Origin of the sequence: Butyricimonas paravirosa (assembly GCF_032878955.1) — a bacterium.
GTDB lineage: Bacteria > Bacteroidota > Bacteroidia > Bacteroidales > Marinifilaceae > Butyricimonas > Butyricimonas paravirosa.
In genome coordinates, this window is sequence record NZ_CP043839.1 from 3,083,836 (window position 1) to 3,096,253 (window position 12,418).

A 12,418-nucleotide genomic window follows, 5' to 3' on the forward strand; every position below is an offset into this window, starting at 1 on the left:
TGTAAGTTCATTCTAATTTTCAATTCTGCATTTTCAATTTTCAATTGAAAAAGGGTTTGTATTGTATAAAAAATAAAAGACTGTAAAGATGAAAAAGTATGTTATTACTCTGATTGTAAGTGTTTTTGTTGCCATAAGTGGAGCGGTGAATGCACAATTGGTAAAACAAAAAACAAAAGTGGAAGAAAAGAATCAGGTGGATAGAGACTGGTACAATTGTTCTTTCGAGAAGGATGGAGTGTACGGAGCTTGTGTGAACGAGGCCTATGAATTCTTGAAAGGGAAAAAGGTGAAGGCCCGGCCAATTGTAGCTCTTATCGGTACGGGGATAGACACGGAGCATGAGGGATTGAAGGCTAATATCTGGAAAAATAAGAAAGAAAAAGCGGATGGAAAAGATAATGATAAGAACGGGTATGTGGATGACGTGAATGGTTGGAATTTTATTGGAGGGAAAGACGGTCAGGTGATGCCTTTCGTGATGCGTGAAGGGGAACGTGAGTTTTTACGTTTCAAGGATAAGTATGGGGATGTGGTTCGTGATGGGGATATTTATTATTCTTTTGCTACCGGGAAGAAAGAAATATTCACACCTGAGAATGCCGAAGAATTTAATTATTATCGGCAATGTGTTTATAAAGAATCTCGTTTGGCACAGGCTATGAGTACAAAATGGATGGATCATGTTTCAGCCGATTATACCCGATTATTTGACAAAGAGGTTCGGGCTAAATATCCGAACAAGGAAAAGATTACGGTTGCGGATGTGATTGAGGTTTGTGCTCCAAGCAAGGACGATACCTCAATTCGAGGGATGATATTATATGGGATTCAAATTGTTGCTAATACGAGAAGAACGGATGATTGGGAATCAATCTACAAAATTTTTGTTGCCGAGAGTCGTTTTACTGATGGACAACAAAAATATGATCGGACTTATGCGAAATATGGGAATGACGGTCGTCAGGCGATTGTTGGAGACAACTATCTCGATATAAATGATCGGGTATATGGAAATAATGTACTTTTAACGGCGGATGCCGCAATAGGAACCATGATTGCAGGGGTGATTGTCGGTCAGCGCGGGGTGGAAGGAAGAAATAACCCAATTGCCGATCAAGCGGAGATTATGACCTTGGTTGTGCAAGCTGGTGAGGGTGAACCTTATTTGAAAGATATGGCATTGGCTATTCGTTATGCCGTGGATCATGGGGCTTCCGTGATTATGCTTCCGCAACAGAATTCTTTATATCCGGAAGAACAGAAACAATGGATGAGCGAGGCCATTCGTTATGCAGAGGGAAAAGGTGCATTGGTCATTGTTCCGGTACATGAACTTTCTCGGGATTTGAATGAAAATATTTTCTTCCCCAATCGTTGGATGGATGGCGGCAAGGAGTTCACGAACCTGATGACGGTAGGAATGTCGGGTAAGGATGGAATGCCGTCTGCCAACTCGAATTTCGGGTCTAAGGAATTGGATATCTTTGCACCGGGAATGAAACTCTTTTCTACTTGTACGGGAGATACTTACCAATTCGGGAATGGAGTCCCGATGGCCGCAGCGACCGTTGCGGGTGTGGCAGCTTTAATCAAAACTTACTACCCGAAGTTGACGGGAGGACAGATTCGTGATATATTGTTGAAGACCGTTACTTCACGGAAAGGAATTGAGTTGGAGAAAAACGTGCAGAGAGAAGGAAAGAAATACGTGGATTTATATCTTTTCGATCAATTGTGTCTCTCTGCCGGAATCGTGAATGCCTTGGAAGCCGTGAAAGTTGCCGATGAATGGAGTAAATAATTGGAATATAATGAGAGTAAAGGGTAAAATTATGAAATATCCGATTCTTATTTTGTGCTTCCTTTGTATCTGGGTTTCTTCGGTGGTAGCTCAACGTTATAAATCGGAATTCCCCTACCGGTTAGTTGGGGGAAAGATGGTTGTGGATATGAACGTGAATGGAATGTTACGGTCATTTATTTTCGACACGGGAGCATCCCGGACAACTTTGACCGGGGAGTTTTGCCGGGAACTGGGATTGACAGTGACGGATTCTTTGTCCGTAACAGATGCGAATGGGAAAAAGTCTTTCTATCCTTTGGTGTTAGTTCAAAGTATCAAAACTCCTGATAATGTATTCGAATTTAGAGAGACCTCTGCCATGACGATTGCGGAACCCTCTCCTTTTGCGTGCTTTCAAGTTGATGGACTGATAGGTAGTGATCTACTTGCTAAACTTATACTGGAGATTGACGGGAAGAAAAAGATGATCACGCTTCAAACAGCGGAAAAGGAATCAATTACATCTTTTCGGACGATGCGTCCTTTTGTGACGGCAGGGATGCCGATAATCTCCCTTGTCGTGAATGGTGGGTATAACCTAACTTGTTTGTTTGACACGGGGTGCCCTAAGTTCTTCTCCTTGAAAAAGACAGATTTCAACTCTCTACAAGCTAATGCCGTCGTCGAACTTGTTGCTGAAGGATACACGACAGGAGCCATTAGCGTGGGGGGACAAGCGGCATCAGATACTGTTCATCGAGTGAAATTTCCCTTGCTGTCCGTAGGAGTGGCTAAGTTTCGGGAGGTGATTGCGGAGACAAGTACTCCTCCTTATACTTTGTTGGGGATGGAATTATTGAATTACGGGAAAGTGATTATAGATTATCCCCGGGGGCGTTTCTATTTTGATGCGTACGAGACGGAGAGCAAATATTTGAATAAAAGTCATGATGTGGGTTTTCTGGTAAAGGATGGAGATCTCGTGGTGGGAGCTGTTTGGGGAGAAATACAACGAGAGATAGAGATGGGGGATAAGGTAATTAAAATTAACGGGAAACCAGTGGGTAAATATGATTTTTGCGAGAGTATTATTAACGGGATTCCGGAATTGAAAGCAAAAAAGAAAACAAAGGTGACGGTGCTTACTCGTCAAGGAGAGAAAGTAATTGTTTATTAATTGAGAAAATAAATTAGAGTATGAAAAATATATTGTGGGTTTGTTGTTTCATGATATTATTGCCTTTGGTATCACGGGCACAGATGAAAAATACCGTATCCGAGGTAAGAGAGTATAAAGAAGTTGATGGTAAGATTATCATTACTTGTTTGGTAAATAGCGTGGAGGCTGATTTCGTGTTGGATTTGGCCGGGCAGACGGCTATTTTGCCTGAATACGTGGAAAAATTTAATATAGATACGACCGAGAAGGCGAAAATCCCGTATGATTGTTTCCAATACAAGAATATCCCGACCTTTCGTTCAGTTTCTTTGAATTCAATTTCTTTTGGGAATAACGCTTTTGCTAACGGGCTTGGTGCTTTTGTTTTAAAGGACGAACCTTATTTGCGGGAACTGGGTGTTGCCGGGATTGTGGGAGGAGCAATTTTCCAGCGGGTGGTTCTGACGATTGATTCCCAGCGTAAGAAATTGACCATGTCCCAACCTTATCGTCCCTCTTATATGAAATTAACAAACCGGGCGAATGCACAATTGCTTCAAGGGGTTGGCATGGAATGTCCGATAACTATTGATGGAGTCACCTTTTCCTGTATGTTGGATACTTGGAATAAAGGGCTTGTGGAATTGAATGCGACGGATTTTGCCCGGTTGACAGGGACTGCAGGAAAGAATGTACAGGTTTATGCCGGTTACGGTAAAACTTTGGTCATGGTTCCGGCTAAGGTTGTAGGACAATGTGATTTCGTACGGATGGCTTTTAAAGATGTTTCGATTGCTGAAAATAAATCGTTAATTCGTTCTGTGATTGGTACCGAAATATTAAAGCATGGTTTACTTTCTGTGGATTTTTTGCGTCAGACTATTTATTTCCAGCCATTTGATGAGGTTACGGTAAAAGATGATGTCATCGAGAATCATGTTACCGTGGAAAGTGGCAAGGTGAACGAGATTACCGGGGTTTATTTCCGTGAGAATATTCACGATTACCTGAAAGAGACTGATTTCACGTTTAAAGGAGATAAGCCTGTTGTGATTGATTTTTGGGCATCTTGGTGTGGCCCTTGTATGAAAATGATGCCATTTATGGAGCAGCTGGCCGCTAAGTACAAGGATAAGGTGATTTTCTTGAAAGTGAATGCAGATAAAGAAAAGGAATTGTGTAATAAGTTTGGTATAAATGCACTGCCCACGTTTATGTTTTTACCGATGGGAGGAAAGCCTATACAAGAGATTGGGGCGGAACCGGGAAAAGTGGAGAAGATCATCATGGAGCAATTACTGAAATAGTTTTCAATAAGGATTATTGATTCGGGGGGATTGTCAAAACTGATAATCTCCCTTATTTTTATAAGGGTATGATTTTCCATCTTTATAGAGATAATTAGGATTAGTCTGTTATTAAACTTGGAGATATTAGGTGAATTTCAACTTTCCCGTTTTAGGATTAACTTTACATTCTTTATCAGTCTATAAACTTTATCCACTAGATAGGGTTTTGTTTGTTGGAAAGAATGTTTTATATTTGCCCGTGATCATTTGGACGAAAGGGTTTTAATTTGGTACGGGAAGATATTTATCAAGAGTTGTATTTAGCTATTACGGAATTACCTGAAGATTGCAGGGAGATATTTTGGTTATACCTTCAAGGTAGGAATAACAAGGAAATTGCAGAAATTCTTTCTCTTCCGGAAAAAGACGTGCGAGCTTGTAAAAGGGAGGCTATTTATCGATTAAAAAGCCGCTTGGGTGGTTTATTTTTCTGGTTGCAGATCATGAGAATCGTGTGAGATGAATGAAGTCGTACTTTCATCGGTACGACTTCATTTATTTTCTAGGGTAAGTACTGATAACTTAGCTTCTCGCTGATTTCCATGTTATTTTTGATCGGTAGAATGGTGAAATTCCAGTGGTAATCCTTGTTTGTCGGGAGCTTGTATTTGGGGTAAGGTTGAGATCCCCAGGCATCGTCCCCGGCAACACCCATCATGCGGTGATCTAGGCATACTTCCACGAAATTGCGGGGGAAGATGTCGTTGATATGCGTTTGTTTAGGTTTCCGGTTTTTCGCCATGAGCGGGTCATGGGATTCATCTTTCGTGAAGTTTTGCCATTGGTACGGGCGATTGGATTCTTCCCCGTCGAAGTCTTCAATTCGGTTACGTGAAACGTTAAACTCCATGAAGTTCGAGTCGGCAATGAACAGGAGGCCTTTCCCGGTTTTATCCGTGAGTGCCAGCCAGCGGGTTTCCGTCTTGTGGCCGTTTTCTTGTGGCCGTACGTATGGAACGTATTGTTGCTCGGCCGTACTTTTGTAATGGCCGATAAGCGTTCCGTTATTCCGGTCACAATAGTTTTCCTCGGGGCCTCGTCCGAGATATTCCAGTTGATTCATGTCCGTGGGGATTCTGAAACGTACTCCGATTCGGGGAAGTTCAGGTACATCCGGTTGTGTTTCCAGATGGCAGGCCACGTGGATCATGCCTGACGGGTATAGCGTGTAAGACACGTGGTACTTGCTGTTGGTTTCTTGAAGCCTGTACGTGATGGTTAGGTTCGTGTTTGTTGCGGAAGTAGAGGTTCTGATCCCGGCAATCTTGAAATTCTTGCTTGCTTGTTTCCAGCCTTGCTGACGATTCGGCATTCCATTGCCATAATCGTTGTCCGTGGGGCCCCGCCAGAAGTTAGGTTGGAACCCGAAATCTTCGGCAATATATTGAATGCCATTGGCGCGGTAGGAAGTCACGTATCCTTTCTGTTTGTTAAACACGAAGTCGATATTCGTGCCGGATATATGGATTTCTGGTCCGTTCTCTTCCATGGTTAGTGTTTTTTCAGGGGTGGGGCGGAACACGGGTGCCGGGGTGTAATCCGGTAATCTGAATTGTTCTGAGGCCACGATGTAGCCGGCAGGAACGGCGGACGTTGCTTGTTTGGATTTCACGTAAAGGTTCAGGAAATACTCCGTTCCGGGTTTATTCTTCACGTTCCTGAGTGGAATCGTGAGCTGTTTGTTTGCCCCGGGGGCGAGATGTTGCGTGGGCAGGGTTCCGGACTGTACGGTTTCCGTGTTTGCCTGTATTGTGTACTCGATCGTGTATTGATTCAAGTTCGTGAAATCGTATCGATTTTCTACCCGGATGATTCCTTTTCTCAGATCAACGGGTTGGAACCACACGTACTGGTAGGCCTTTTTCACTTCGGTTAAACCGGGGTGCGGTTCTCGATCAGGGCCGACCACTCCGTTACACAAAAAGTTTCCGTCAGACGGGGAGTTTTCCCCGAAATCTCCGCCGTATGCCCAGAACGGGGTTCCTTCTTCATCTTGCACGAGGATTCCTTGGTCAATCCAATCCCAGATGAACCCGCCTTGTAGATTGGGATAACGGTAGATCACATCCCAGAGGTCCATGAGGTTTCCGGTGCTGTTTCCCATGGCATGGGCATATTCCGACATGATATAAGGGCGATCCGTTTGCGTGTTGCCCCATTTCTCCAGCGTGGTTGCGCCCGGGTATTGCGGGCAGTAGATGTCCGTGTTCCATTCGAGAAGGGCTCTCTCGTACTGTACGGGACGTGTCGTGTCCTTGGATTTTAGCCAGTTGTAAGTCATGTAGAAGTTATACCCGTTCCCGGCTTCATTCCCTAGAGACCAGAACGTGACACAGGGATAATTCTTCCCGGTTTCGTACATGTTTATGGTCCGATCTATATGGGCGTTCAGCCAGTTCGGGTTATTTCCTAGTGTTCTTCCTTTGCGAAGATCGTAGCCCATGCCGTGGGATTCTATATTCGCTTCGTTACAAACGTAGAATCCGAATTCATCACAAAGCTCGTAAAAGCGTCTTTGCTGGGGGTAATGGCAGCATCGTACGGCATTAATATTGTGGCGTTTCATGTTCTCGAAATCCTTGCGCATATCCGCCTTGCTGAGAACGTGACCCGTGTGCTCGTTGTGTTCATGATAATTCACGCCTTTAATCAGTACGGCACGACCGTTTACTAGGAATTGGTTCCCCCGGATTTCCAGTTTTCGGAAACCGACCCGGAAAGGAATGATTTCCGGTTTTTTCCCCGGTTGTTCGATCCGGATAAACAGCTGGTACAGGTTTGGGGTTTCGGCCGTCCATGGGGCGACTTGGGCTATCTTCGTGTCGAAATGGACTGTTGCGATGGAATCTATTTTAATGGTTTGTGTCCCTTCTGCCACTCGTGTTCCCGAGGTGCTTTCCAGTTGGTAGGAGACGGTGACTTGGCCCGTTTGCCGGGGATTGGCGTTTTCTAGGAATAAATCCAGCCCGAAAAGTCCGTTTTTGTATGTGCTGTCCAGATCTTGTTGGATCGAGAAATCTCGAAGATGTACGGGGGATTGTGCGAACAAGTAAACGTCCCGTTCGATCCCGCTGATTCTCCAAAAGTCCTGACATTCCAGGTAGCTTCCCGTCGACCATCTGTATACTTCAAGGGCGATAAGGTTACGCCCCGGTTTCAAGTAGCGGGTAATGTTATATTCCACGGCTGTCTTGGAATCCTCGCTATACCCGACTTTTGTGCCGTTCACGTACAGGTAGCATCCCGATTTTACCGCACCGATATGTAGGAATATCTCTTTCCCGTTCCATTGTTCGGGTATCTCGATGTATTTCCGGTAAGATCCCACTGGATTTTCCTCCGGCAAAAGAGGTGGTTGTGGGTTACGAGGACAGAATTCGTAAGGGTGATTCGTGTAAAGTGCAGTTCCGTAACCGTTTACTTCCCAGTTTGCCGGGACGTCAATTTCTCCCCATGCAGAATCGTCGAAATCTGTTTTATAGAAGTTCATGGGGCGTTTTTTGTAGGAGGGAACCCAGTTGAATTTCCATTTCCCGTTGAGCGATTTGTAATCAGGGGATGTGTTGAAATCATTACTCCGGGCTTTATCCACATTACTGTAGGTCATGAATGCCGTCCGGGGATATTCTTTCCCGATAAAGGGTATGGTCTCGTCTTGCCATTCCGGTTTCACTTGCATGAAAGCCATGGAACAGATTAAACAACAGATAATCGTGGAGAATAGTTTTTTCATTTTGTATGTAGTTTGAGGTTTTGAAGTCTAAAGATAGTGTTTTTTTGTTAAAAGTGGTATCCTGTTTCTTCAAACCTTCAATATAGTGTGTGTCAAGAAAATAATTTGAACAGAATGATCATTCATGATGACAAACAAAACTATATCTTTGCTGCCAATTTAATGTAATCATTTACAGTTATGAATGTAAAAGCTAAAGGATACGTGTTAGGGGTCATTGCGGCAGCAACTTACGGGATGAATCCCTTGTTTGCCCTTCCCCTGTACGAGGCGGGGATGAATCCGGATTCAGTTCTTTTTTTCAGGTATTTGTTTGCTATTCCGGTGTTGGGAGCGATGATTAAGTTGCGGGGAAGAGATTTCAAATTGAAGCGGAAGGAGATTCTGCCGTTAATTATCATGGGGTTGCTGGTGGCTCTCTCGTCACTTACTTTGTTCCAGAGTTATAATTACATGGCAGCCGGTATTGCATCGACCTTGTTGTTCGTTTACCCGATCATGGTGGCCTTGATCATGGCTTTTCTCTTTAAAGAGAAACTGACGTTACAAACAATTTTGTGTATCATGTTGGCATTGGGTGGTATTGCCTTGCTTTACAAGGGGGAGGATGGTTCGGTGTTGAGTCTGACGGGAGTGATTCTTGTTATCGCCTCGGCCTTGTCATATGCCATTTACATTGTCGCTGTGAATAGACCCTTGTTGCGAGAGATTGCGACACTAAAGCTGACATTCTATGTTTTAGTTTTCGGGTTGTCTCTGTTTTTGGTTCGTGTCGATTTCGGGGCTAGTCTGCGTGTAGTAGACACATGGTATTTGTGGGGTAATCTGGTTGCCTTGGCCGTGTTCCCGACTGCTATATCGTTTCTTTGTACCACTCAGGCCATCCAGTATATCGGTTCGACCCCAACTGCTATTTTAGGGGCGTTGGAGCCTTTAACAGCCGTGTTCTTCGGGGTGACGGTTTTCGGGGAGCCTTTAACCGTAAGAGTGGGGTGCGGGATCATGATGATCGTTTTTGCCGTGACGATTATTGTTGCGGGAAGTAATGTTACGACTTATTTAGTACGTTTTAGGAAACTTTTCCCGAAACTCCCGATAAAGAGAAAGCCGACGTGTTAACTGACAAATAAGAGAGAGGACCGTAATGATATGGTCCTCTCTTTTCATAATTAGTCTTTGTGGGAATTAAGATATTTATTGATTTGATATTCTAAGCTACCTAGTTGATGAAAACCGCTGGCGACGATAATCCCGTTTTGATCCACCAATACCTTGTGAGGTATTCCTCGGATAGCATACCAAAGAACGACGGGATCTTTCCATCCTAACAGGTTGCTCCCGTCTATCCAAGGTATTTTTTCCTCTTCGAATGCTTTCTCCCACGCTTTTTTATTGTCATCTAATGACACGCTGACCACTTCAACGCCTTTCTCGTGATAGTCTGCGTACATTTTTTTAATTGAAGGTATGGTTGCTCGACACGCACCACACCAGGATGCCCAAAAGTCCACAAGAACAAGTTTATGTTTTTTATACACGTCCGAGAATTTTATGGTTTCCCCGTTATGGCCTTTCATCTCGAAATCAATACATGGTTTACCGGGGACATTGATCCTTGCATACTTGATAAACTCGAAGTAACGTTGACAGTTTTCCATCTTCTGTACCTTGGGTGAAAAACTTTTCAGTTCGGTTTCAAATTCATCCAAGGATAAGAAATTACGTACATAAATATCCAACACTTTCAGGAATCGTTCGTCATCTCTATTCTCTCGAATGGCATTCTTGGCAAACTCGACCTTTTCTTTCACCAGTACTTGATGTTTTTTATAAATGCTGTCTTTGTAATCTTGGGAAAAATCGTTTTCACCCCAAATTACTTTTCGATATTCATTCTCTTGTTTCTCGATGAGGGACATCTCCTTTCTGAATACTTCGTATTTGTCCTGCGCAAGTAAACTGACGAGAGGGCAGAACGTTAAAATAATGATTATAAATATGTTCTTCATGATATTTCGGGATTAAATCATTCTTGTTTTTTAGCCACCGCTTGGAATTTACACTGGATGGTCGGGTAGATGGAAGATGATATTTTCACGTTTAGAATTCCCCGTTGCCCGTCTTGGTTCTCGAAGCCGATGACACTTCCGGTTGTCACTTCGACTTTATTCACGGCTTTCGAGAAGTCCATCTGTTCCAGTTCCGCGTCTCCGGCAAGGTCAAAATTAACATCATCCAGTGGAATAAACTTTGTTGTCCTCATGGATGACGCATCGTAATTCATCCCATCTACCACGAACAGGGCTTGCGTTTCCTTGTCGGCCGGATTCAGGAAATAGTGTTTCCCGTCGTTTGCCGTGTAGGCCGCCACGTCGATCTCGTCCTTGTGAGTCCCGTAAGTGTTATTCGAATAGGCCTTGTATTTTGCCGGATTAAAAAACATACTTCCTTGAGTTTTGCCAGCAAGTTTATACAACCATAACCAACTCGTGTTTCGAACATAGTTCACGATCTTGAACGAGGATTTTATACTTCCAGATTTTCCCTTGTCGTTATACGCTTTGAAGGTCATGCTGAGCACTTCGCCCACGATTGCTTTGTCATTGGGTACGATAACGGGATAAATCATCATCACGGTGGAAACGGGACGGGATAAATATCCCTCTTCGTCTACCGTCAGTTCCAGTGTTTCATCCACTAGAGCGAACCGGATAGAATCCTTCAATTCATTGAAATCATGGCTCTTTTCCACGATTTCAATGCGACGTAAAGTAGCCCCGTTAGTCGACGCTATAAACTTGAAACTTATCGTGTCTCCCGGCAGGGCTACCACCGTGTCAACCGTTTCCATTAATGCCATACTCACTCCATCGGAGGGTTCCAATACGTCGCCGAGTGAGCAGGCAACCATCAATGACATAATAATTAATGCTTGGAATCCGTTTTTCAATATATTCATTTTCATCATATTGTTTGGTATTATAAAGGTTTTTGCTCTACTACGAAATTGTGTTCCAATTCGGCCTTCGGAATAGGGAAGCATAATTGATCGTCATGCTCGAAGTTCGGGTTCATGTCTTTCAACTTCCGACGACCGCCCTCGGTATATCTCACGGCGAGATAGAATATAGCCCCGTTTTCCATCCCGATTTCCCGTACATTCTCCCGGAACACCTCTTCCAGCACGTCTGACAGGGAACTGTAATCGGCCGCCTCAAAAGTCGTGTTACCGGAGCGAAGACGCAGGACATTTAGCACGTCCAGACAATCCTTTATGGAGGCATTCGTGCGAGCCATAGCCTCGGCCTTGATCAAGTACATCTGGGCCACCCGCATGTAGTACATCGGGCAATCGCCGGACGTGACGTAATGTTTCTTCCACACCTGCGTCTTTCGTGTAGCCGTCCCGTTGCCGAGCATCACGGAGTCGAAAGTAGCCTCGTAACGCTTATCGTCTTGGGTCAGAATCTCGAAATACATCTCTGTCGGTTTATAGGTTGCACCACCGAACATTTTGAACAGGCTGCCCACGTTATCATCCATGCTAGGTGGAGTCTTGATATGTCTCGTGAACATCAACTCTTTTGAAGAGTACCCGTTGGCAAAAATGTCTTCGTATTTGTCTTCCAATCCGAACTCATCACTGGCAATCACTTCATTTGCCAACCGAATCGCCTCCGCGTAGTCACCCTCTTCTCCGCGATTCATTAGAATATCCGCTTTAAAAGCTTTGGCCGTTGTCGCGCAGGAGCGGTATTTGGAATAAAATCGGGGACCGTGCTGTATCGCGTAGTCTAGGTCCTCGAATATTTTCTCGTAACTCTCTTTCACGGAACTGCGTCCCATGCTATTATTTGAGATGGATGAAGGTTCCAGACGGATGATCGGCCCGAGAGGGCTGTTTATATCCCAGAAATACCCGTATCTTCTTAGTAGGAACGCATGGCCGAATGCACGGGCAAATTTGGCCTCTGCCAGCATTTCCGTTTTCCGGTTTTCACCAAATAGGTTCTCGGATAATTTTTCCACGTAATAGATGAAATTATTTGCCGCGTTTACCATCTTGTAAGCTAATTCCCAAGGATCGGCAACGTACGAGTATTCTTCAGTCAATTTGAAACCTAGCAGGCCGTCCGTCTCGAATGTTCCCCGGTAGGTCCCGGTTAATAATCCCGTGCGATATTCGTTGTCGCAAATGTAATTCGCGCTCATTGTCCCGTAACCCTGTAAATTCGAGAAGATGCCGTTTAACGCCGTTTCTGCGGAAGTCTCGTTCGTGATGGCGTTTTCCCCGACTAAATCATGTGGGGGGAGTTCATCATCGAACATGCTGTCACATCCTGTTATTGCAAAGAGAAACAATAAACTACATAAAAATATCTTGTTCATAA

At 44.2% G+C, this 12,418-nt stretch carries 9 protein-coding genes; 5 read left to right on the forward strand and 4 right to left on the reverse strand.

Annotated features, from left to right (window positions below; genetic code table 11):
* The first annotated feature begins 88 nt into the window (after positions 1–88).
* From F1644_RS12765 to F1644_RS12780, 4 genes are all read left to right on the forward strand, one after another.
* Positions 89–1,804 carry a S8 family serine peptidase gene (locus F1644_RS12765; protein ID WP_118302891.1) on the forward strand — a complete coding sequence of 572 codons (1,716 nt, stop codon included), beginning with the start codon at positions 89–91 and terminating at the stop codon, positions 1,802–1,804.
* A 31-nt stretch (positions 1,805–1,835) separates the two neighbouring features.
* Complete coding sequence (locus F1644_RS12770; RefSeq protein WP_118303652.1) at positions 1,836–2,963, forward strand: retropepsin-like aspartic protease; 1,128 nt, start codon at positions 1,836–1,838, stop codon at positions 2,961–2,963.
* Between the two features lie 20 nt (positions 2,964–2,983).
* Positions 2,984–4,252: a thioredoxin family protein gene (locus tag F1644_RS12775; RefSeq protein ID WP_118302893.1), complete on the forward strand. Its 1,269-nt coding sequence runs from the start codon at positions 2,984–2,986 to the stop codon at positions 4,250–4,252.
* Positions 4,253–4,521: 269 nt separating this feature from the next.
* Entirely contained in the window at positions 4,522–4,752 is a 231-nt protein-coding gene (locus F1644_RS12780; RefSeq protein WP_087419294.1) for an RNA polymerase sigma factor, read from the forward strand.
* A gap of 44 nt (positions 4,753–4,796) precedes the next feature.
* Here the strand turns inward: F1644_RS12780 and F1644_RS12785 are convergent, their stop codons facing one another.
* Complete coding sequence (locus F1644_RS12785) at positions 4,797–8,027, reverse strand: glycoside hydrolase family 2 TIM barrel-domain containing protein (RefSeq protein ID WP_118302895.1); 3,231 nt, start codon at positions 8,025–8,027, stop codon at positions 4,797–4,799.
* Between the two features lie 180 nt (positions 8,028–8,207).
* Between F1644_RS12785 and F1644_RS12790 the strand changes: the two genes are divergently transcribed.
* Complete coding sequence (locus tag F1644_RS12790) at positions 8,208–9,146, forward strand: DMT family transporter (protein ID WP_118302897.1); 939 nt, start codon at positions 8,208–8,210, stop codon at positions 9,144–9,146.
* 50 nt (positions 9,147–9,196) lie between these two features.
* Here F1644_RS12790 and F1644_RS12795 read toward each other — a convergent pair whose 3' ends face one another.
* The 3 genes from F1644_RS12795 to F1644_RS12805 are packed head-to-tail and all read right to left on the reverse strand — an operon-like array spanning position 9,197 to position 12,416.
* Positions 9,197–10,036, reverse strand: a complete 840-nt coding sequence (locus tag F1644_RS12795) for a TlpA family protein disulfide reductase (RefSeq protein ID WP_118302898.1) — start codon at positions 10,034–10,036, stop codon at positions 9,197–9,199.
* 17 nt (positions 10,037–10,053) lie between these two features.
* A complete protein-coding gene (locus F1644_RS12800; RefSeq protein WP_118302900.1) occupies positions 10,054–10,995 on the reverse strand; it encodes a hypothetical protein in 942 nt (313 codons plus the stop codon).
* An 11-nt stretch (positions 10,996–11,006) separates the two neighbouring features.
* Positions 11,007–12,416, reverse strand: a complete 1,410-nt coding sequence (locus tag F1644_RS12805; protein WP_118302902.1) for a RagB/SusD family nutrient uptake outer membrane protein — start codon at positions 12,414–12,416, stop codon at positions 11,007–11,009.
* Between the last annotated feature and the right edge of the window lie 2 nt (positions 12,417–12,418).

What these genes read in the sequence shown, in the direction of transcription:
- F1644_RS12805 (WP_118302902.1), bottom strand. Translation starts at nt 12,416, where the DNA reads ATGAACAAGATATTTTTATGTAGTTTATTGTTTCTCTTTGCAATAACA.
- F1644_RS12785 (WP_118302895.1), bottom strand. Translation starts at nt 8,027, where the DNA reads ATGAAAAAACTATTCTCCACGATTATCTGTTGTTTAATCTGTTCCATG.
- F1644_RS12790 (WP_118302897.1), top strand. Translation starts at nt 8,208, where the DNA reads ATGAATGTAAAAGCTAAAGGATACGTGTTAGGGGTCATTGCGGCAGCA.
- F1644_RS12765 (WP_118302891.1), top strand. Translation starts at nt 89, where the DNA reads ATGAAAAAGTATGTTATTACTCTGATTGTAAGTGTTTTTGTTGCCATA.
- F1644_RS12770 (WP_118303652.1), top strand. Translation starts at nt 1,836, where the DNA reads ATGAAATATCCGATTCTTATTTTGTGCTTCCTTTGTATCTGGGTTTCT.
- F1644_RS12795 (WP_118302898.1), bottom strand. Translation starts at nt 10,036, where the DNA reads ATGAAGAACATATTTATAATCATTATTTTAACGTTCTGCCCTCTCGTC.
- F1644_RS12775 (WP_118302893.1), top strand. Translation starts at nt 2,984, where the DNA reads ATGAAAAATATATTGTGGGTTTGTTGTTTCATGATATTATTGCCTTTG.
- F1644_RS12800 (WP_118302900.1), bottom strand. Translation starts at nt 10,995, where the DNA reads ATGATGAAAATGAATATATTGAAAAACGGATTCCAAGCATTAATTATT.